Raw genomic sequence first — 20,267 nt, 5'->3', positions numbered from 1 at the left:
GTGGACCCTGAGCCGACATGCAGGGTTGCCGCTGGAACGGAGCGTCCGCGCGTCCAGCTCAAAAATCATCTGACCCCGGAACGCTACGGGTAACGTCCGTGGGCCGCACGCCGAGCTCGGCCGCGGCTGACATTGCGCCGGAGTCTTGAGGGCTCCTGAGAGCCTGGAGGCCTGGTGTTTTGGAATCCGCCGATCAATCTGCAGAGTTGGCGGCGCTAGGGAAGGTGTACTTGCCGACCCAGCTTACGGCTTCCTCGATCGTGTCGAAGTTCTTGTGCTGCCCGCTCAGCAATCCGAAGCCCGTCTCGAGGAACCATTTTCCCTTCGTGGAATAGGCTTCCTCGTCGATCCGGGTGAGGACAGCAACCAACTGGCCAAATTTCCAAACAAGAAGGCCGGATTCTCCCCCCTCGACCGTTCCGATTCGAGCTTCGTTGAGCGAAAATCCAGGTGCAAGTGCAGCTTGGCCCACCTTAGTCAATTCCCTCAGAACGCATCGGCAAAAATACGTTGGCTTGGATCGCTGATTCCGTGCCTATCTTACCTGTAAATGACTGTTTCGCCGGACGACGACAGGCAAGTTTGTTAGCAGATCGCCGGATACGTTCAAAGCCCTTTCACTCCATGATCCACTGTTAGTTTCTGGCGCGAAACCCGCAAAGAATTCTGGCTTTCCGAAGCGTGAAAGCCCCGGCGAAATGCTCGGCTGCGTCGCGCAATCTCGCAAGCCCGACGAAGGTCTGGCGGTCGAGCCAGTCCTTGGCGCGCTGCGTCCGATCTTGCGTTCCCGCACGCTGGCCGTGAGCGGCACGTATGCATTCGGCTGGCGGAGGTTGCCGTCCCAATTCGAGCATAGATGATCGCGGAAGACATTCCAGGCCAGTTGGTTGACCTCCGCTGGCATCGAACCTGGAGAGGGTTAAATGCGCACCATCGCGATCCGTCTCCACCGCATCTTTTTGAGGGGGAATGCATCAACCCGAATATAGCGGGTTACACGGGATGAGCGTTCTCGATAAAGCGGTACCCCTTTTGTGCTTCAAATAGATCTTGCGGATAGCGAGAGGGCTGAGTTTCCATCTTTTCGTTGCCTGACGACGCGGGAGTGAGCACACCATGGTTCATCGCCCAAACCGCAGCCTGCGTACGGTTGCGAACCCGAATCTTGCGAAGGATTGCTTTGACATGCACTTTCACCGTAGCTTCGGCAATTCTAATCTCGCGCGCGATTGTCTTGTTAGACTCCCCTTCGATTAAGCAGCGCAGAATACATTTTTCCCTGGTTGATAAAATTGATAGTTCTCGTTCTACATTCTCAATTTTTATATCCACGCCGGTCAAATCATTAGTCAACGCATCATATTTCACGTCTTGCCTGATATCTCGAATAAACGACGAGGGTTCCACCGGTAGAACCGTCTGACCAAGCATAACCAATTCGAGCGCTTTGACGAAAGTGTCGGCAGCAGCGGCCTTTGTCAAATATGCGTCAGCCCCCGCACGAAAAGCTGAAACTATATCGCTCGATCGAGAGTGGTCGGCTAGCGCAACGACGTGGCTGTTCGGATAAATCGCTTTAAAATCAGTAATTTGTGCGAATTCAGCATCTGCATCGGTACCGCCGACATCCATGACGAGCAGGATGGGCCTGTGTTGGGGTAGTGGCTTCTGCAGAAGATCGTGAACGCAAGCCACGGAGAAAATGATACGAAATTTTGCTTCATCGAGGATTCTACTAAGGCCTTCTCGGAGTAACTCGCTTGGCCCGACAAGCACTGTCATACAAGATTGTTTTGTCATCGTAACTTCCCCAACACGTCGGGTAAGCGCTCGATGCGCCAACCGCCCATTTTTTGAAGGTACGCTAGGGAAACCCTACCCCAAAATACCCTCATTAGGCGTAGGGCCGCTTGTCGAGCCTGCCCGGGTTTCTGAAACCAGTGGCTTGGCACAGGGCATATAGAGCGGGCAGCGGACCTGCACCATCGCGGTTTTCGACGCGCGGCAGTGCTTGCCGGGCTTGGTTTTCCCACGGTGCGGCTGCCGCGTGCCGAGCGGGAGCCGCGGCCCATAAGCGGCAGGAGTGATCCCTCGCAGCAATCTGCTCATTGGACGAGTTCGCCAAAAGTGGTGCTTATCCGGAAGGAGTGCCCACAAAGGGATAGTTGTGCCGCAGGCGGTGAAGGATCACGATAACAGAGAGCCTTGCTCGTCGACGACCCGTGCCTCGACCAGTTCGGGAGGGGATTGCCACCATTGAAAAGGTGAAAGCCACGCGCCATGGCCAAAGATGACAATTCCGAACCTGTCTCTCCCTTGTCACCGGCGGCTGGCCGCATGGGAGTGAAGGCCATCCTGCTTGTCGTTGGGCTCTCCGGAGTCACCGTCCTGGGAGGAGGCGCAGTCAGACACTGGGAGGCCATCCAGGTTGCTTCCGGAGGCGTGACACAGAAGGTCGAGGATGTCTCGGTTGCGCTGGTGCAGAAGGCCGGGGCTGTCTCCGAAGCGTTGGCGCAGAGGGTTGGGGATGTCTCCGGAGCCCTTGTGCAGAAGGCGTCAGCTGCTATCGACAGCTGGAAAGATGAACCCCAAGATCAACCGGTTCAAACCACCTCCGAACCTTCCCGCGCAATCGTGTCGGGACCGGATGCGCCGAAGGCGACTTTGGTCGAAGGGAGCGTCGTACCTGCCGTCCCCACCAGTGCCGCGCGCCCCAAAGCGGTCAGCACGGCGCCAGACCTGCCAACCGGAAGTCTGTTCAGCGTCGGCGATCGTCTCAAGGTTGTGTTCTACGAGCGCGTCGACGTCGAGGAAGACAAATGGGGGGACGGGTCCTCGGCCTCTGCCCTGCGCGGCATCGTGCAGCGTCCGGAACTGAGCGGCGAGTATGTTGTCCAAGAGGACGGCACGATTTCCGTGCCCTTGCTTGGCTCCATTCCGGTCGCCAATCGGTCGACGCGACAAGTACAGGCTGACTCAGCGGAAATCTTCGGCCAATTGCTGGGCCGCAAGGGGTTGGTCGACATCCTGCCACTGGAGCGCTCGCCCATCTACGTACTGGGGCCGGTCAAGAATCCAGGCTCGTTTAAGTACGCGCCCGGCATGACGATCCTGCACGCCATCGCGCTGGCCGGCGGACTCGACCGGGGCGACAGCCAGCCGTGGCAGAAGATCGAAGCCGTGCGCGAAACCCAGAAGCGGAGCGGGGCGATCGATCAAATGTCGAAGTTGCTCGCCCGCACGGCGGTTCTGAAAGCCGAGCGCGACGGTACGGAACCCAAGATCCCGCGCCAGTTGCTGGAGTTGGCTGGCGAGACCGAAGCCGCCAACCTCGTCAACGAGCAGAGCGACCGGCGCAAGGCCATTGCCACCGCCCGCAAAGAGCGCGAGCGCACGATTAGGGGTGCGCTGGAGGCGGCAAAGCAGGATGTTACCACGTATGGGCACATGGAGTCGCTCGACGAACTCGTCAAGCTGCGCCAGGACCGCGTCAACAGCATGCGCACGCTCGTGGACCGCAACGTCGTCAGCATGACGGTGATGGATCAGGTCCGGAGCGAACTCTCCGACGCGGAACAGCGTCGGCAGGACGCCCTCAACCAGTACGCGATGGCCAAGCAGCGCCTCGCCTCACTTGAGGCCGAGGCGCTAAGGACCCGGGCCGACCTTGCGAACGATCTGGAGGTTGAGATCGAGTCCACGGAGAGCCAGATCGCGACCAATTTGCGCGAGTTGAACTCCAGCGAAGGCGTCCTCTACGCGTTGCCGGGGAGCAGCGCCCAGTTGGCGACGGACGCGAGCAGCGTAACCTATCAAATCGTGCGGCAATCGGCATCCGGGCCGGTCAGCATCAAGTCGGTCGGCATGACCCTGTTGCAGCCAGGCGACCTCGTCAATATCCTCGTGGGCGAAGAGGAACTGACGGTTTTGGGCTCGTCGCCGACCGCCGCGAGCTCGCCGGTCGCCGCGAGCGCTTCCAAAGATGGAGGTGCTGACCGCGCAGTGCCCGCCTTGAGTAGTCAGGAATAGGGACTTCACTTCTCGCGCTGGCGATACGAGACTTCGCCAAACAAGACAGACTCCGAGTACTCCATGGCTGAGCAGCAGGGCGCAATGGGGATATCCTTGGCATCATTGCCACAAACTTCAGTAGAACCGGCCATGAGCCAGGATACAGCTATTGACGTTACAGTGGAGACGATGCGGGACATCGCGAGGCTCGAGACCATTTGGACGGAGCTCGAAGCGCGGGCAAGTCACTCATTCTACCTGTCCTGGCTCTGGATCGGTACTTGGCTACGTCATCTGCCGCGCGGCGCGCAACCACATGTTCTGGTCGCTCGGACGTCAAGCAGGACCGTTGGATTGGCGATTATTTGCCGGCGCAAGACCTGGAGTTTCGGGCTGCATGCGCGGGCGCGTTGGCTACTCAATGAAACCGGAGACGTTCGTTTCGATCGATTATTCATCGAGTACAACAATATTCTTGCGGAGCGATCCCTGGCCGATGCCACGAGGTTGGCGTGCCTTGAGGCCCTGGCGCATCACTTGCGCCACTCTGACCAATTGGTGCTCTCCGGAATTGATCCGGACTTTGAGTTGGCCGCCTGTCGCACCGCGGGCCGAGCCGGGCTGCTTGCCGATGTGAGGGCGGACGATATGGCGCGGTGGATCGATTTCGCCAAAGTCCGCCAGAAAGGCGGAAATTTCCGCGCCACATTGGGCCGCAATACTCGGCAAGCGGTAAGCCGCGCCATGCGGCTGTATGCTGAACGCGGCCCCATTTCGTTCCGGACCATGGAAGCCACATCGGAGGCGCTCGCCGCGTTTGATTTGCTCGCCGAGCTTCATCAGGTGCGGTGGGGACGCAAGGGAGCCTTCGCCCATCCGAGCTTCCGTCGATTTCACGAGGAGCTCATTGCACGCGGAGTTCCCACCGGGGCCGTCCGCATCTCACGGACTTTGGCTGGGGACCAGACAATCGGGATCCTCTACAATTTCGTGCATGACGGCCGTGTCTACAACTACCAAAGCGGTTTTCTCTATGAGCGCGACGGCCGGCTCAAGCCCGGGCTTGTCAGCCATGTTCTGGCCATCGAGGACAGCATCGGGCGCGGGGAGTGCGGCTACGATTTTCTGGCAGGCTTCTCGGGGCACAAGTCCCGCCTGGCCAATGCGGAACATCCTTTGAAGTGGATCGCAATAGGCAGGGACGGTCCGGAGCGCCGCATCGAGGCAAAGCTGCGCGGTGCCAGGCGGGTGCTGGGGACCGTAGCTACGAACATGAAAGAGCGGCTGTTTGAAGCACAGCGCGTATCCGGTTCAACTCGGTATCAGAGCACCTGTTCGCGCGATAGGCTCTCTAATCTATGTTTCAGCGTGGCGGAATTGGTAGACGCACCGCACAGTTAATGCGACGCCGCGAGGCTTGTAGGTTCGACCCCTACCGCTGGAGCCATAGATCTAGAGGCAGCATATCAAGTCGTTGAACAGGGGCCTTTCGGCTCCCGTTTGGAAAGAGTTGCACTTGTGCGCGTGAGCGCTCCAAGCGATCGGCATCCACCTATGTCTTCTGACTGCTGCCCTGAGCTCAACTTGATACAATTTCCTGGCGCGGGCGGGGACGATCGCCATGGCGCATTGGGCGCGAACCGTTTTCCTGCTGTCTCGGCCAAGCTGGGATCCGAGATCATAGTGCCGATTCTCGAGAATGATGGTTTGCAGCTCCTGGCGTTCATCCTCGATGCTGAGCAGATCGTCATCCGCGAGATAGGCATTTGGCTCAGCGAAGAGGAACGCCGGCGCGCCGAGGGGTTGAGGCTGGAGCGGGACCGCCGCCGCTTTGTCGCGACCCGTGGGCAGCTGCGCCGGATCCTCGCTTCCAGGCTGGGAATCGCGCCGTCCGACGTCGAACTGGAATATGGACGCCAAGGCAAGCCACACCTCTCGCACCGCATGCCTGCTCGCGATCTGCGCTTCAGCGTCTCACGATCCGGAGATCTCGCGGTCGTCGCCCTCTCGACCAGGCAGGATATCGGGGTGGACATCGAGGCCGTTCTCCCCGTGCCCGAAGCGGACGAGATCGCAGCGCTCTGCTTCTCCGCCTCCGAGTATGGGTCCTACACCGCCCTCGGTCCGGAAGACCGGTTGGAAGGTTTCCTCCGGCGCTGGACCCGGCTGGAGGCTATCTCCAAGGCTCTGGGGTGCGGCTTAGGACAGCCCCTTTCCTGGGTTGAAAGGGATTGGGCTGTCCATAGCTTCGTGCCGAAACCTGGCTACGTGGGGACGGTAGTAGTCCAGAATTGGTAGTCCGAAATTGAAGTGCCCGCGATGCCATCATTCACTTACGATGCAATGCGGATGAGCGATGAGGTCAACCAACTCGAGAGGCCCTATGTCGGCGGACGTGATGCAGATCCCAGAGCTTCTCGCAGACCTCGCGGTCAAGGACATCAAGGTCTGGGTAGAGGGCGGCCGGCTGCGGTGCAACGCGCCAGCTGGCGCACTGACTGCCGAGTCTTCCGACCAGTTGCGTGACCGGAAGGGCGAAATCATCGCGTTTCTGAACATGGCCACTGCGGCAGCCCGGCAACAGCCAGCAATCATTCCCCTGCAGTCTCGCGGAACACGCACGCCCATTTATGCCGTGCCCGGGCATATCGGGGCGCCCTTCTCATTCTCGGACCTGTCGAAGCACCTGGGTGGCGATCAACCGTTCTACGCACTCCAACCGTCTGGCTTCGACGGGCAGAGCGAACCGATGGAACGCGTCGAAGATATCGCCGAGTATTTCGCCCGCCAGATCGTCGCATATCAGCCCACCGGTCCGTACATCATCGCCGGCTACTGCTCCGGCGCCGCAACCGCTCTCGAGCTGGCGAAAATCCTGCATCAACGCGGAGCGGAGGTCCCGTGCATGGCGCTCTTTGGCCCCCTTCATCCCATCATCTTTAAGCAATTGCTGCATCAGCTGTATTTCTTTGCCAGTCGCACCGCCGATTCGTCCCTGCGAGAGATAGCAAAGCTGCCGACATTCGGCGCTCGTCTCCGGTATTTCGGCAGGCGTCTCCGGAACCTTGGCGGGCGCGTCGGCGCCCTAGTGCTCCCCGTCCGCAAAAGCAAAGAGCCTGTCACGTCAGATCCGGTGCTAGCGAGCAGAGCTCGACTCAAATCCACGGCGATCACGGCTTTGCGGCGGTACATCCCCACCCCGTATTCGGGTCGAGTATGCATATTCCTTCCAAACAAGGCCTGGATGCGATCGGGTGCGGCACCGCGCCAATGGCTTCGAGTGATGCCCCAAGCCGAGTTTTATTTCGGGCCCGACGACTGCAACGATAGCCATATGCTGGAGGAGCCGGACGCATCTGCCATCGCAGAGCTTTATCGCAAGGCAACCCGAAAGGCTGAGCGATTGACGTGATTGATTTTTGATTTCTGCAATGGGGAGCGTATCTCATGAATGAAGTCCTACCTATCGCGGCGGAGGGCGTTGCGCGCCCCTTGTTGAAAGGTCCCGATCGTCGGGCGCTGGTTGTCGAGTACAACGCCACGGCAGCGCCTTACCCGTCGGACAGGACGATCATTGATCTCTTCCGCGACCAGGCGACGCGCAGTCCTGACGCTGAAGCGATCCGCTTCGGCGACGCAACGCTGACGTACCGGCAACTCGACGAACGATCTGACCAGATGGCCACGCATCTGAGCTCGATCGGCGTGGGACCGGGTCGGATTGCCGTTGTGTTCATGGAGCACTCCATTGAAGTCGTCGTCGCGATCTTAGGCGTCTTGAAGTCAGGCGCAGCCTATGTGCCGGTGGACGCGGCAACACCGAAGGGGCGTCTCGCGACAATCCTGAAGGACATTGCCGACGGGACCGACGGGCGGGCGCCGGTGGCGATCACTCAGACGCGCCTGCAGTCGGTCATTTCCCCGAACATTGCCGACATTTTCGTGCTCGACGCCGATTTCGGATCGATTTTGAATCAGCCGGACTCGGCCCGGCCGTCCGCGGCCACTCCGGACGGCGCCGCCTATATCATCTTCACCTCCGGCTCGACCGGCACGCCTAAGGGCGTCGTGATCGAGCACCGGAACCTGGTGAACTATATCTGGTGGGCCGCTCGGGTGTACAGTTCCGGTGAACGTCTCGCATGGCCCCTTTTCTCATCCCTGGCCTTCGACCTGACCGTCACAACGCTCTTCACGCCACTCATCACCGGCGGCCGAATCGTGGTCTATCTGGGTGATCCCGGAATCCAGAGCATGGTCGTGCTCAAGGTCATCGACGACAATGCCGTCGACATCATGAAGCTGACGCCGGCGCACCTCGCGATGGTCCGCGACCGCAATCTCGAGACCACAAGGCTGCGCAAGTTCATCGTGGGTGGCGAGGACTTCAAGACCGAATTGGCTCGCTCTATCACGAAGGCCATCCCCGGTCCTGTCGAGATCTACAACGAGTACGGACCAACCGAAGCCACTGTGGGCTGCATGATCCACCGTTTCGACATCGACCGGGATCATTCCGCATCGGTGCCGATCGGCGTCCCGGCCGCCAATGCAGGCATCTATGTCCTCGACAACGCACATCAGCCCACCGCCTCCGGCATTATCGGCGAGATGTTCATCGCCGGCGACGGTCTCGCAAGAGGTTATTTCAATCGCCCCGACCTCACCGACGCACGTTTCCTCACGGTCGCCGATCCCCAAGATGGGTTTTCGAGGCTGCGGCTGTACAAGACGGGCGATCTCGCCCGCTGGAATTCGGAAGGGCGCCTGGACTTTCTCGGCCGCGCCGATCATCAGGTGAAGGTTGGTGGCGCGCGTGTCGAACTGGGCGAGATTGAAGCTCGTCTTCTGAAGCACCCGCACGTCCAGGAATGCGCTGTCGCTGCCATCGCCGCCACGGTGGTGACACCAGCGACAGACGGCATCGCACGGCTTGTGGCCTACTATGTATCGTCGAAACCCCTGACGGTGGCGGAGCTGCGCGCCCACCTCGCCGAGCAACTCCTGGAGTCCATGATTCCGACGCACTATGTTCGCCTCGAACGGATGCCGCTCACATCCAACGGCAAGATCGACCGCTCGGCGCTTCCCGAGCCGACGGCGAAAAACATCCAGCCTGCACAAGATTTCGCTGCCCCCTCGACGGAGACCGAAAAGAGGCTGGCCGCGCTGTGGTGCGATCTTCTGAAGGTCGAGTCGATCGGCCGTGACGACAACTTCTTCGGCCTGGGCGTGCACTCGCTCCTGGTGATGCGGGCGGTGGCGCGCATGCGAGAGACCTTCGGCGTCGACGTGCAGCTTCGCAACCTCTTCGAGCGCCCGACCGTGACCGGACTGGCGGAAGTGATCGACGGAATGCATTGGGTGGCCGAGTCGAGAGCCCCTTTAGTCTCGGAAGGACCGAGAGAGGAAATCGAATTCTAGCTTGCCGCAAGGCCTCCGAATGGCTGGGGGACCAATCCCACGGAAGTTCTTGCGCTGGCATGGCAGAGCGGATGAAGACGATGGACAAAGGATGGGAACCGGGGCGCGGGCCGGGCCTGCCTTGGGCGGCGGGGGAGTACGAACTCTTACGTGACCAGGTGCGCCGGTTCGTCGAGGAGGAGATCAAACCCGTTGCAGATCGCTGGGAGGAAGACGGGTTCATTCCCCGTCCGATCCTGCGACGCATGGGCGAACTCGGCTTCCTCGGCATCCGCTACCCGGCCGAGTACGGTGGTGCGGAGATGGACGCGGTCGCATCGACGATCTTCGCCGAGGAACTCGGGCGCTCGACCTATGGCGGCTTCGCCGACGCGACACTGGTCCATACCGACATGGCTTCCGTGCATGTCTTTCGCGATGGGACCAAAGCCCAGCGGACCCGCTGGATGCCAGGCATTGTCAGCGGCGAGGTGATCACCGCGCTCGCCATCACTGAGCCAGATGCGGGCTCGGATGTGAAGGAAATCCGCACGCGTGCCCGCCGAGAGGGGGACTTTTACGTCCTCGACGGCACGAAGCTCTACATCACGAACGGCGTCCACGCGGATCTCTACTGCGTCGCCGCCAAGACCGATCCCTCGGCGGGAATGCACGGGATCACGATGTTCCTCGTCGAGAAGGGCACGCCTGGCTTTAGCGTTGCCCGCGAGATGGACAAGCACGGCTGGCGCTCATCCGACACTGCCGAGCTCGTCTTCGACGGTTGCCTTGTCCCCGCCGAGAACGTGCTTGGCGCGGAGGGACAGGGCTTCTACTCCATCATCAGCAACCTCCAGAACGAGCGCCTTGTCCTCGGCGGCATGGCGATAGGCGCGGCCGATGCGGCGATCGATATGACCCTCGCCTGGGTAAAAGCGCGCCGCGCATTCGGGGGCGTGCTATGGGACATGCAGGCGATCCGTGAACGCCTCGCGATGCTGTCTGCGAAAGTAGAGGCGAGCCGCCAGTTTCTCTATGCCACCGCTTGGCGCATGGCGGCGGACGAAGATTGCCTGCGCGAGGTCTCGATGGTGAAGGCCATCTGCGGCGAACTCGTCAACGAGGTCATGTACACCTGCGTGCAGTTCCACGGCGCCATGGGCCTCATGCGCGAGAGCCCGATCGAGCGCATGGCGCGTGACGCCCGCGCCATATCCATCAGCGGCGGCGCCACGGAGGTAATGCTGGAGGTGGTCGCATCGTTGTCGTGAGCCCAATGCGGCAGTGAGGACATCGCTCCCTGGCGTTGATTGTAAGATGGCCGCGTTAAGGGCTCTTCGGAACGGCGGGTAGGGTTGGCTGATGGGGTCTTTCGGCTGTTCTTTTTTCCCCCACCCGCACTCAGGCGGCGCTGGAGGAAAGGATAAGCGGTCATTGTCATGAGCGCCTGTCGATGCAGGCCCCGCCAGGAGCGGACTACGACGTCACGCCTGGGGCGCCGATCCGGCGCCCACCGACGGCTTGCGGCCGCTGCGCCGGCCCGTCTCGCTGCTCGCCTCTTAGTTTCCTGCTCCGTTCTATCGTGCGGTGCGTAACGCTCACTTTCGTGTCGTCACCCCACAATGCTGTCAGTTCATGCTCAGGCGGTAGACCTGAACGTCGGTCACCTCCAGTTCGAGCGTTGCCGGGGTCGAACTGTCGTAGGCCGTGTGCCAGCCAGACGCGCTGCTGTTGGCAATACTCAGACTGATGAGCAGGGTCATGGCACCGGTCGGCACGTTCGTAGTGACGGTTCGCTTGAGCACACCATCGAAAAAGAACTTGATCGACACGCCCGGTTTGTACTCCATGCCCCAGACGTGGTAGTCGGCCGACAGGTCCACACCAGCATCGAAGAACCGCTGCTCGTTGGTGGCAGCCAACAAAGCGTTTGCCAGCACTCGGTTGGCCGACTTTGCCAGCACTCCGTTGGCCGACCCGGAGCCGTGGAGGAACCCGCCCTCCTGCGTGTCGATCTCGGCCCCGCCCTCGAGATGCCAGAAGCCTGGCCATCCGCCAGTGCTGACGTCCGGTTGCTTCATGCGTATCTGGGCGTAGCCACCGGCAAACGAAAACTTGCCGTGCGTGCAGATAGCGCCGGACTTCCACGCGTACCCGGCGAACCGGTTGCTTCTCGTCGCAACGATCTTCAAGCCTGATGGGCCAGTGCTGATCTGAGCCGGGTCGAAGTACTCGGCGTCGAACCCACCAGCGTTCATCGCGGAGTACGGCGATGGCACGCTCTGCTGCCAGATACCGTTCTGGTCCGCGATCGCCGGTATCCACTTCGTGGAGTCGAGCGAATGCCCGGCGAAGGTGTCCTCGAATATCAGCTGACTGGTAGTGTACCCAGTTGGCGGTGGCAGCGACGACCCACCGCCTCCACCACTGGTGTCGCACGAGACGATCATGAGCGTTGTGACAGAAATGTACTTCGATATACTCTTCATATTGCCCTCTCGTAACGAGGGCTTGACCAAGATGCGATTGCAATGGTCGCCACCGCTCATCGATGTCACAGCCAATCTTAAAGCGAAACGACAAGGACTGGATAGTCGACAATGAGAGGATACCCCGACTATATTGCGGCGCGGCAGGTGGGCCTCGATGCGACCATAGGGCACGAGGTTATAGAGGTATCAGTCGCTTTAACGCTACTGCCCTACCCTCTTGGTCTTCGCCGCGCATTATCCGACCGCTGCAACGCCTTCGCCTCATCCCATGTCGCACGGCACATCCAAGCGTCGCACTCCTCATCCGCGGTGTGATCACGGCATAGCCTTGGGATGAAACGGCTCGTTCGGCGCCGTTGTGAGGAAGCCATAAACGTAGCGGTCCGTCCGTCGGTCGCCGTTGAATGTCGCCACATGCCTCATTTGCGGGCGAACCAGACCGCGTTTTTTTGGTCACTGGGCTCCGCTCGGAAGCGCACTCAGCGAAGCTGTTCGCCGGGACCAAGCAATGGTTTTCCGAGCTGTGCCACGCCAGCCGGTGATGGGAGGAAATGCTCCTGATGATGTTTGTAGTTGGGAAACCTCCTGCTTGTGGCGGTGGCGGCATTATCCAGCCAGGTGGTCTTGGGGCGGCGTGTCGATGCTGATCCTCGAGTGGTACCTCTTTATCCCCGCGATCAGACCTTGATCGAGTGATAAAGTTTGCAGAACTGAACGATGATCGTTGCGATGCCGCCGTCCGAGCGGGCCCCCTCTCTCCGAGCGGGCCCCTCGACAAGCCACAGCCAACAAATCCTGCATCGGTGTCATTGGATGGTTCCTGAATGCTCATAGCTTTACTAAGAGATTCGGCTATCAAGCTGTATGTGCTGACCGCCAAGCTCGGCCTGCAGGGTCTTCCGATTTTCCACCGCGCCTATCTTGCGCTTTATCCCCTCTACAAAAGGTATTTTGAAGCAGGCCCGATCGATCAGCTCAGGGAATTCGTGCCAGGCGGATCGCTGGTCATCGATGTCGGCGCCAATGTCGGCTTCTTCACGCTCCGTTTTGCTGAATGGGTCGGCGATGGCGGAAAAGTGATCGCCATCGAGCCGGAGGATCAGAATTACAGCGGCCTGATTTCCGCGCTCGAGCGCGCGGGTTTCCTTGGCCGCGTTGAGGCGCTGAGGGTGGTCGCCGCCGCTGAGCCCGGCACGACCTTTCTCGAAATCAACCCGCTTTACCCGTCCGACCACAAGCTTTCCCGGAACGGCACCGGCGTGCCGGTCACCGCCGTGACGCTCGACGGGCTGCTCGCGGACAAGGGACCCCGGCGCCCGGCGCTCGTGAAAATCGATGTGCAGGGCGCCGAACTGCTGGCGCTTCAGGGCATGATCGAGATCCTGAGGTTCGCCCGGCCGGCCCTGTTCGTCGAACTTTCCGACCAGGGATTGAACAAGTTCGGGGCGTCGGTTTTGGTAGTCCTGCGCCTCTTGTCGGATAACGGATACGAGGCATACTGGCTGACCCGGACCGGGCGCCGAAAGGCAAGCCAATCCGAGATTGAGGCCAGAACAACCGGTACCAAATCTGCCGATGTGCTGTTTCTTCCCCTTCATCGTACTTCTGAGTGACGGAGGAATCGCGCATCAGCGTCCGAGAATTTCATCGCGACTTCCATGGCCGCCTCGGCAGCGCCTTGGCATAGAAATCCTCAAGCGCGGCGCGCACCGACTTGACGCCATCCAGCATCACATCGAGCTGCTTGCGGACCGCAGCCCTTCGCGCCGGCAGCGTCATGACATCACTTTCGGCAATTGAGGCTTCGGCCGCGGCGCTCAGGCTTGCGCGTTCGAGCATCTCAAGCGGGTCCTGACAACGCGATCCCGTCTTTCAAGTCTGGAGCGGCGACGGGGGCGACTCTTCGTGCACGGGGCCTGCGGCAGAATCAAATTTTATTGCGAAGGCCAAAGTCAGGGCCGCGCACACGCCCTCGATGCTGGTGGCGAGCGTCCAGCCCAGGACTAGGCCTTCAAGTCCACCGAGCCTCGCTCCAGCTATCACCAAGCCCAGCTCCAGCAATCCGCCAAGCGCGAACCAGCGAGATGCCTTGCGCATCCTGTCGCCCAACCGCGCCAGCGTGCAGGCATGAAATTTAAGCGTTGTTCCCAGCAGGCTGAAGCCAAGGAAGCGCAGGCTCGAACCGGCGATCTCAGCATAGGCCGGATTGAAGACCGCAAGGATCTTCTGTGAATAGGTGAAGATGAAAACGGCGCAGACCAGCGAAAAGAGCAATGACGCCATCACCGATAGAAGGATGTCGTGTCTGGATTGTTTCGGGCTCGCTCTCACCACGGGGAACAGGACCGTGGCCATGGCCGCGGGAATCAACGAGGCGATGGTGACCAGCATCCATAGGGATACGAAAGCGGCATTGATGGCCGGAGACAGGAGAACGAGCACGACGTAGGGCATGATGATGCCGGGAGCCTGCAAGGCCACGTCGAGCACGTAGTGGTCGAAGACCTTGCCCCGCAGCGTGCGGAGCAGCTGGAAATCGGGAGGCCCAACGAGGCGACGCGCACCGCCCCGGGTCAACAGGTCCACGCCGATGATGGACGCCAGAAGTCCGGCCACCCAGCTCAGAATAAGCGCGGTATGGGAGGTGTAGCCGCCAATCGCGGCGGTGGCGATGAACATCAGCTTCAACGTGCAGAAAAGCACTTGCCGGATCATCCTGCCGGTGGCGCGCAGGTTGCCCAGGAACGCCTGGTCGGCCAAGATGGCGAAAACGGTCAGACCGCAGCCGAGGACGAACGCAACGCCCACGAACCAGCCGCCGATCAGCTCGGTAGAGCTGCTGAAATACGCGTGCCCGAAGACGAACAAGAAGGCCAGCCCGACCCCCAGCGCCAGCCCGAAGCACAGTGCTGCGGCCACCAGGCCGCGCTCCCTGCCGGGATTCCGGACGATCTCGCCCACCAGCATCGTTCCGAGCCCCGCCTCCCCCAGCGTGCCGATAAGTCCCATCACGGACAGTAGAGCAGAGGTGTTGCCGATCACCTCCGGTGGAAACAGCCGCGCCGCGAGCCACCAATAGACGAATCCGAGACCGGCCGCTGCAACCGTTCCGGTTGCCATGGCGCCGGAATTCATCACGAACGCGGCGCTCTTTCGAAGCTCTCGGCGCACGCGAGCAATGGCCGCCCCGGATTGGTCTACCGACATCATTGCTATCCCGAACCTTGCTGTGCCGGCACCGCGGACCTTCCGGGGGCTGGGCGCAGGACGTCCCGGTACACCTGCTCGATACGGGTCACGACCGCTCCGGCCTTGAGGCGCTCGATCCTGGCGAGGCCTGTCGCCTCCAGGCGGGCGAGCAAGGCGCGGTCATCGAGAAGTGTCTGCATCGCGCTGGCCAGGGCGTGCGCGTCGCCGCTCGGCACGAGAAGGCCTGTTTCGCCATGATTGACGATATCCGGCATGCCGCCGATGTCGGTTGCAACAACTGCCTTTCCGGACGCCATCGCTTCCATGATCACTGTCGCGCAGGCTTCTGGCCCCACCGACGGCAGCACGCCGAACAGTGAGCGCCGCCATGCATGCATGATGGCGGAATGCGGCCACATGTTGAATATTCGAACGTTCGGCGGAAATTCGGTTGGCGTATCGGCGACCCGGCGCCCGACCAGCACCAGTTGCGGCGCCCGCTTCAGGCTGGCATAGGCTTGCAGGAGAACTTCAATGCCCTTGAGGCGTGTCAGGTCGCCGACGAACAGGATGAATCCATCCTCGGGAAGCCCCTGCAGGCAGGCATCTTCCGGGCCGAGCACTTCGACATCGTCGGGCACGAAGTTGGGGATGACGTCGTAGGGGGCGCGGCCTTGGGTGAGTCCGGTGTGACCGGCGACCGCGTGGCTCACCGCGATGAAGCGGTCCACCACGCGCCGAGCGGCAAAGCTCGTCGCCCAGTTACCCAAGGTGGTCGCGGTTGCCTTCACCGCTCCGTAATGCCGTGTGGCACAGGGCAGGCACTTTGCCGTCGCCGGGCCGCTGCAGAGTTGGGCGCCCAAGTGCATGAAATTCTTTTTGGCGCAGACAAGGCCGTAATCGTGGAGCGTAACCACGAGGCGTGCCCCGCTCAGACCTTTGAGCGGCAGGAAGGACGCGTAGATCCAGTTATGGGCGTGAACGATGTCCGGCTGCTCCCGGGCGACCAGCCGCTGCAGGGCAAGCACCAGATGGGGATCCGGGAAGGGCGGTGCGTGGCGGCGATCGGGATCGGCGTGGAGGCCCGACAGACGCTGGAGCGTGCCGCGCAGGCGATGGACGCGTACCTCGCCGTCCAGTTCGGTTTCGGGCGATCCAGGATGCATCAAGGTCCCGACGCTGACCTGATGGCCCCGCCGCGCCAGCGCTGCGCCCAGATTGCGGACGTGCCGCTCCTCTCCGCCGATCACCGGAGGATAGAACTGCGATAGCAGCAGGATGCGCATGATCGAGCCTCGTTTCAGATGCGCGGCACCAGCGTCGAAACGCTGCGATAGAGTCGGTTGTCCCCCGGTCGATAGAGCCGGGCTTCGGCGGTCTGGCGAGTCGCCAGGGCCGGCACCGGGACTTCTCGCGTCCAGGTGTCGCCCGGCGCGATGGCGATCGATCGGAGAACCGCCAACGGTTGCCCATCAAGAGTGATTTCGACGTCGAAGTTTTGAGGTTGTGTCTCGGCGCTCCTGATGCCGACGGTGATCCGGCCGGACTCGCCACTGATCGACGGCAACAACCAGAACTCGGTGTATTTGAATTCCCGGTAGGCCGCTTCGTCGCTGACGGCCAGCGCATAGGCTCCGGTTGCCACAAACATTGCCAACAGGATCGCGACCCCCTGCCAAAGCCGGAACCGCGTGCGAGCCGGCCAAGCTGGCAGGTCGGGAGTGTCGCGGCGGATGGCGGCCACCAGTGCCGCGGCGGCTGTCACGGCCCAGAACCACGCCGCCCAGCCGAGCGGCGTAAGGTAGTCTGCGGCGTTGAGGGCAAACCCCCCGGCGATGCCGGCGGCGAAGCTTGCCCCGACCGCGTAAGCGAGGTGTTGCAACACTGAGGTGGTCCGGACGCCAATGGCCCGCAGAATCGAGTGGCCCGAGACGAGGAACACCATGGGCGCGCCCAGGAGGGTACGCAGGAACACATTGTCGCTGAGCGCTACGGCCGCCACCGTCGCTGCTGCCCACAGAAAGGCGACCCAAAGGTCCCGCTTGCTAGGGATTCCCATGCAATCCCCTCACGTCATAGATCATGATCCAGCCGTTGTCGTAGATGCGGGCGACGCCCTGGATATGATTGAACTTGAGCAGCGCTGCACCCGAGAGCGGCTTTTCCTGGTGCCGTTGCCACGGCTGAAAGTTAGAGCCGAGCACCGGCGGAGCCGTGGTCAGGCGCAGGTCCACCAGCAGGAAATCGATGTCGCTCCCCGCCAAGGCCCAAAACTCGTCGGCCCCCAAATTCTCGGCCTCGAATATGCGCGCGGCATCGACGCCCGTTTTGATCCTGACCCTGACGTCCTGCCGGCCGTAGGCCGCAAGGAGAAGGCGGTTGATGCGGTCGGATGTGAAGCGGTTGCCGGCACCGAGCCATTCCCTAACCCAGCGTGCCGTTTCGATCCCCATGGGCTCGATTGATTCCTGATCTGCCGCCACCCTGTAGCGCCCATGGATCGGATTGATCGCAGCGCTTGCGACGCCGCCCAGGACGATAACCGCTACAGCGAGGGCCGGCGCGATGCGGCGCCACCCGCGCGGTGTGCGGCCTTGCCAGAAGTGGACAATGCTCACCGCGACGACCAGCCCGACGCCGATGAACACGAACGTTGCCATGCGGTTGCCGATTTCCCATCCGGCGGAGGTCAGTCGGAAGGCGACTGAGACGGGGAGCCCGAAGGCCAGCAAGGTGAGGAGCACGAGCCGACTGTCGCGCCAGCGGCGTTGGAAAATCTCCTGAATCGGACGCCAATCCGACCGCCCACCACTCGGAGCCGCCATGGCCAACGACCGGAAGAAGCCCGTTGCCAGGCCGAGTGCCAACAGCAGGAGTGCCGTCAAGGTAGTCAGCCGCAAGTAGAGGGCCTTATCCGGCGCTCCGAGGTGTTCCGACATTGGGCTGGCCGCGCCCAGGATCTTCGCGAGCAATGCGTTGAGGCCGGCCCCGATAACCGGGCCGAGATAGGCTGCGAGAGGGATGCCACGCCACTGCATCCACAGGAACGGCAGAGCGATGGCCAGGATCGCCGTGAAGCTCACGACGATCCTGGCCTCGAACCGCAGGGGGTCGTGCCGGCGCAAAGCCTCGAGGCCCGCCAGCGCTCCAAAATAGATGGCGGCGAAGGCGGCCGAGAGGTGATGCGTGACCGCGAGGCTTGCCAACAGCAAGCCAACCAGCCCGAGCGACTTCAGCCTCGATAGCCCGACGAGATTATTAGGGGCTGCTTCGACCGCAAACGTCAGCACGCAAAGCACGATGCCGAGGCTCTGGTAGGAGAAACTTGAGTCGAACAGGAAGAAGGTTGAGCAGCCCATATAGACCAGACAGGCGATTGCCGAGATACGCGGCGATCCGGTGATGCTTTCGAGGAACAGAAACAGGGCACCGATGAACGTGCCCTTGAGGATGACAAGCAAGAGCGTCCCCGCCACAACCAAGGACAGTCCCGTCAGATCGACGATCGCCGTCGTCAGGATCTCCAGGGCGGGATACGTTGGCCCAATCGGGAAAAGCGGATTGGACAGGAACAGACGGCGGGCCGTGATCAGATCCTGGGTTGCGATCCAGTGCAGGTACTCGTCGTAACCGCTGAAGCTCGTCGGGGAATAGACCTTCTTGCAGTAGAACAAGGCTTCGCTAAGCAGGAACAGGAGGCACAGACGCTCCCCCCGGGCTGTCGTCGGCCAGGCGATGCGGAGGCTGGTCGGAACGACCAGGAGGATGACACCGGAGCAGAAGAGCAGCGGCGCCATCTCATAACCCCGGCGCCCGGCTCCGTGCCCGGCCACGACCAGGAGCAGAGCCGTGGCGACCGTCAGGCCCAGAATCGCGATCCATCCGCAGCTAGCCCGTTGCGGCGGGGCATCGGCGCTGCCGCCGCGAAGGTCGGGACCGATAATGGCCGAGATGAACCGTATCCCGGCCTTGAGCGGGCTAATCCTGGTTCCCGCGGTGAAATGAGCCGCCATCATCAGCATCATGCCATCGTCGCGGGAGGCCACGATGTCACGCGTCCGGGTGGCAAGCGGACCGTGGATCGGCTGCTCAGCACATCACGATAGACGTCGCTCAGCGCTTGCGCGCAGGCATCCCAGTCGGGCAGCGCCAAATCCGGGACCTCCCGATGGGCCTCCAGTTCCTCGGCCATGGCGACGGTCAGCTCCGCCGGACCGGCGTTGCACGCAATCGCCCGGCACAGGCCATTGGCGGCCAGTTCCCGCAGACCGGACGTGTCGGTGACGAGGACCGGACGGCGCAGCGACAGGGCTTCCATCACGGCGACCGGGTGGGCTTCGTATTCGCTGAACAGCACGAATAGCCCGGCACTTGCCAGGAGGTCTGCCATTCTCTGCCGCTGTGACCCGGGAATACCCGCAATCGTGACCCGCTTCTCGAGGCCGAGCGTCCCGACAAAGCGCCGCAATTCTCCCTCGTACGGGCCTGTACCGACGATGTGCAGTCGCACGTCCGGTAACCGGCGGATCAGTTCGGGCAAGGCCGCGATCGCCCGGTGATGGCCCTTGTAGCGCTCCAGCCTGCCGCCCGAGACGATCAGGTGCGGATCGACCTTGACGCCTGGGCTCGGAGCCGGCATTGCGGCGCCGTTCGGGATGACGACAAACCGCTCCCGCGGCACGCCCATCCTCCCGCTGAAGAAGTCGGCTTCGAATTCGGAGACGCCGATCAGGCGCGCCGCCCGGGCGACCAGCGGCCGGAGCAGCATGTGCTGGGTGCTGCGCACTGCGTTGCGCAACCGGGAGGAATGCCCGCCGCTGTGGAAGGTCAGGACGAACGGCACGTGCCCGCGGACGGCCGCGAGCAGTCCGATCGGCACCACGAAAGAACTGTAGCCCTGGAAGTGGATCAGATCCCAAGTCCCGCGCCGGATCGCTGTGTAAATGCCCGGCGCCACATAGAGATCCAGCTCCCTTGGCCAGGCCGGTACGCGCTGCACATGCATGCCGCGCACCTCCTCCTCGACTGGCAGCTCCCCCGAGGGATCGGTCGTGAGCACGTCGACCGCGTGGCCACGCGCCACCAAGCGGGGACCGACCTCCTGGATGTGAGTTTCGGTTCCGCCCATAAAGGGGTAGCAGCGAGCGGCAACCATCAAGATTCGCATCAGGC

At 61.9% G+C, this 20,267-nt stretch carries 16 protein-coding genes, 1 tRNA gene and 1 pseudogene; 8 read left to right on the top strand and 10 right to left on the bottom strand.

Annotated features, from left to right (window positions below):
- Positions 1 to 193: 193 nt before the first annotated feature.
- Together EN786_RS23725 and EN786_RS23715 are read right to left on the bottom strand one after the other, a co-directional pair.
- Positions 194 to 472 (bottom strand): hypothetical protein, encoded by a 279-nt coding sequence (locus EN786_RS23725; RefSeq protein WP_187331225.1) that lies wholly within the window; start codon positions 470 to 472, stop codon positions 194 to 196.
- 521 nt (positions 473 to 993) lie between these two features.
- On the bottom strand, positions 994 to 1,800 hold the full coding sequence (locus EN786_RS23715) for a response regulator transcription factor (RefSeq protein ID WP_127310753.1): 807 nt from the start codon (positions 1,798 to 1,800) through the stop codon (positions 994 to 996).
- Between the two features lie 480 nt (positions 1,801 to 2,280).
- Here EN786_RS23715 and EN786_RS23710 point away from each other — a divergent pair, with 480 nt between their 5' ends.
- The 7 genes from EN786_RS23710 (at position 2,281) to EN786_RS23680 (ending at position 10,685) form a co-directional block, all read left to right on the top strand.
- Positions 2,281 to 4,029 (top strand): polysaccharide biosynthesis/export family protein, encoded by a 1,749-nt coding sequence (locus EN786_RS23710; RefSeq protein ID WP_127310752.1) that lies wholly within the window; start codon positions 2,281 to 2,283, stop codon positions 4,027 to 4,029.
- Positions 4,030 to 4,092: 63 nt separating this feature from the next.
- On the top strand, positions 4,093 to 5,412 hold the full coding sequence (locus EN786_RS23705) for a GNAT family N-acetyltransferase (RefSeq protein ID WP_245478337.1): 1,320 nt from the start codon (positions 4,093 to 4,095) through the stop codon (positions 5,410 to 5,412).
- Positions 5,374 to 5,458: transfer RNA gene (locus tag EN786_RS23700), tRNA-Asn, on the top strand. Before EN786_RS23705 ends, EN786_RS23700 begins: the two co-directional genes overlap by 39 nt.
- A gap of 137 nt (positions 5,459 to 5,595) precedes the next feature.
- Positions 5,596 to 6,309 carry a 4'-phosphopantetheinyl transferase superfamily protein gene (locus EN786_RS23695; protein ID WP_245494497.1) on the top strand — a complete coding sequence of 238 codons (714 nt, stop codon included), beginning with the start codon at positions 5,596 to 5,598 and terminating at the stop codon, positions 6,307 to 6,309.
- Positions 6,310 to 6,394: 85 nt separating this feature from the next.
- A complete protein-coding gene (locus EN786_RS23690; RefSeq protein ID WP_245478335.1) occupies positions 6,395 to 7,423 on the top strand; it encodes a thioesterase domain-containing protein in 1,029 nt (342 codons plus the stop codon).
- 35 nt (positions 7,424 to 7,458) lie between these two features.
- Positions 7,459 to 9,435, top strand: a complete 1,977-nt coding sequence (locus tag EN786_RS23685; RefSeq protein WP_127310750.1) for a non-ribosomal peptide synthetase — start codon at positions 7,459 to 7,461, stop codon at positions 9,433 to 9,435.
- Between the two features lie 71 nt (positions 9,436 to 9,506).
- Positions 9,507 to 10,685 carry an acyl-CoA dehydrogenase family protein gene (locus EN786_RS23680; protein WP_127283938.1) on the top strand — a complete coding sequence of 393 codons (1,179 nt, stop codon included), beginning with the start codon at positions 9,507 to 9,509 and terminating at the stop codon, positions 10,683 to 10,685.
- A 68-nt stretch (positions 10,686 to 10,753) separates the two neighbouring features.
- Here EN786_RS23680 and EN786_RS38710 read toward each other — a convergent pair.
- Positions 10,754 to 10,888, bottom strand: a pseudogene (locus EN786_RS38710) (IS701 family transposase); the annotation flags it as partial.
- Positions 10,889 to 11,042: 154 nt separating this feature from the next.
- Positions 11,043 to 11,903, bottom strand: coding sequence for a glycoside hydrolase family 16 protein (locus EN786_RS23675; protein WP_187331226.1), 861 nt, complete (start codon positions 11,901 to 11,903; stop codon positions 11,043 to 11,045).
- 827 nt (positions 11,904 to 12,730) lie between these two features.
- On the opposite strand from EN786_RS23675, the gene EN786_RS23665 reads away from it, so the two are divergent.
- A complete protein-coding gene (locus EN786_RS23665; protein WP_127283936.1) occupies positions 12,731 to 13,519 on the top strand; it encodes an FkbM family methyltransferase in 789 nt (262 codons plus the stop codon).
- A gap of 31 nt (positions 13,520 to 13,550) precedes the next feature.
- Here EN786_RS23665 and EN786_RS23660 read toward each other — a convergent pair whose 3' ends face one another.
- Genes EN786_RS23660 through EN786_RS23635 form a run of 6 tightly spaced genes read right to left on the bottom strand, consistent with a single transcriptional unit; the run spans position 13,551 to position 20,262 of the window.
- Complete coding sequence (locus tag EN786_RS23660; RefSeq protein ID WP_127311949.1) at positions 13,551 to 13,745, bottom strand: hypothetical protein; 195 nt, start codon at positions 13,743 to 13,745, stop codon at positions 13,551 to 13,553.
- 33 nt (positions 13,746 to 13,778) lie between these two features.
- On the bottom strand, positions 13,779 to 15,113 hold the full coding sequence (locus tag EN786_RS23655; RefSeq protein WP_135908909.1) for a hypothetical protein: 1,335 nt from the start codon (positions 15,111 to 15,113) through the stop codon (positions 13,779 to 13,781).
- A 5-nt stretch (positions 15,114 to 15,118) separates the two neighbouring features.
- Positions 15,119 to 16,381: a glycosyltransferase family 4 protein gene (locus EN786_RS23650; RefSeq protein WP_127309831.1), complete on the bottom strand. Its 1,263-nt coding sequence runs from the start codon at positions 16,379 to 16,381 to the stop codon at positions 15,119 to 15,121.
- A gap of 14 nt (positions 16,382 to 16,395) precedes the next feature.
- On the bottom strand, positions 16,396 to 17,154 hold the full coding sequence (locus EN786_RS23645; RefSeq protein ID WP_135908907.1) for a hypothetical protein: 759 nt from the start codon (positions 17,152 to 17,154) through the stop codon (positions 16,396 to 16,398).
- Positions 17,141 to 19,120: a hypothetical protein gene (locus tag EN786_RS23640; RefSeq protein WP_127309829.1), complete on the bottom strand. Its 1,980-nt coding sequence runs from the start codon at positions 19,118 to 19,120 to the stop codon at positions 17,141 to 17,143. The genes EN786_RS23645 and EN786_RS23640 overlap by 14 nt, the downstream gene beginning before the upstream one ends.
- Complete coding sequence (locus EN786_RS23635; RefSeq protein WP_135908905.1) at positions 19,117 to 20,262, bottom strand: glycosyltransferase family 4 protein; 1,146 nt, start codon at positions 20,260 to 20,262, stop codon at positions 19,117 to 19,119. The genes EN786_RS23640 and EN786_RS23635 overlap by 4 nt, the downstream gene beginning before the upstream one ends.
- Between the last annotated feature and the right edge of the window lie 5 nt (positions 20,263 to 20,267).

The sequence above is a fragment of the Mesorhizobium sp. M4B.F.Ca.ET.143.01.1.1 genome (genome assembly GCF_004792275.1).
Classification (GTDB): domain Bacteria; phylum Pseudomonadota; class Alphaproteobacteria; order Rhizobiales; family Rhizobiaceae; genus Mesorhizobium; species Mesorhizobium abyssinicae.
This window is presented reverse-complemented; position numbering and strand designations above follow the sequence as displayed.

What these genes read in the sequence shown, in the direction of transcription:
- EN786_RS23715 (WP_127310753.1), bottom strand. Translation starts at nt 1,800, where the DNA reads ATGACAAAACAATCTTGTATGACAGTGCTTGTCGGGCCAAGCGAGTTA.
- EN786_RS23710 (WP_127310752.1), top strand. Translation starts at nt 2,281, where the DNA reads ATGGCCAAAGATGACAATTCCGAACCTGTCTCTCCCTTGTCACCGGCG.
- EN786_RS23705 (WP_245478337.1), top strand. Translation starts at nt 4,093, where the DNA reads ATGGCTGAGCAGCAGGGCGCAATGGGGATATCCTTGGCATCATTGCCA.
- EN786_RS23690 (WP_245478335.1), top strand. Translation starts at nt 6,395, where the DNA reads ATGTCGGCGGACGTGATGCAGATCCCAGAGCTTCTCGCAGACCTCGCG.
- EN786_RS23685 (WP_127310750.1), top strand. Translation starts at nt 7,459, where the DNA reads ATGAATGAAGTCCTACCTATCGCGGCGGAGGGCGTTGCGCGCCCCTTG.
- EN786_RS23680 (WP_127283938.1), top strand. Translation starts at nt 9,507, where the DNA reads ATGAAGACGATGGACAAAGGATGGGAACCGGGGCGCGGGCCGGGCCTG.
- EN786_RS23675 (WP_187331226.1), bottom strand. Translation starts at nt 11,903, where the DNA reads ATGAAGAGTATATCGAAGTACATTTCTGTCACAACGCTCATGATCGTC.
- EN786_RS23665 (WP_127283936.1), top strand. Translation starts at nt 12,731, where the DNA reads ATGCTCATAGCTTTACTAAGAGATTCGGCTATCAAGCTGTATGTGCTG.
- EN786_RS23660 (WP_127311949.1), bottom strand. Translation starts at nt 13,745, where the DNA reads ATGCTCGAACGCGCAAGCCTGAGCGCCGCGGCCGAAGCCTCAATTGCC.
- EN786_RS23655 (WP_135908909.1), bottom strand. Translation starts at nt 15,113, where the DNA reads ATGTCGGTAGACCAATCCGGGGCGGCCATTGCTCGCGTGCGCCGAGAG.
- EN786_RS23650 (WP_127309831.1), bottom strand. Translation starts at nt 16,381, where the DNA reads ATGCGCATCCTGCTGCTATCGCAGTTCTATCCTCCGGTGATCGGCGGA.
- EN786_RS23645 (WP_135908907.1), bottom strand. Translation starts at nt 17,154, where the DNA reads ATGGGAATCCCTAGCAAGCGGGACCTTTGGGTCGCCTTTCTGTGGGCA.
- EN786_RS23640 (WP_127309829.1), bottom strand. Translation starts at nt 19,120, where the DNA reads ATGATGCTGATGATGGCGGCTCATTTCACCGCGGGAACCAGGATTAGC.
- EN786_RS23635 (WP_135908905.1), bottom strand. Translation starts at nt 20,262, where the DNA reads ATGCGAATCTTGATGGTTGCCGCTCGCTGCTACCCCTTTATGGGCGGA.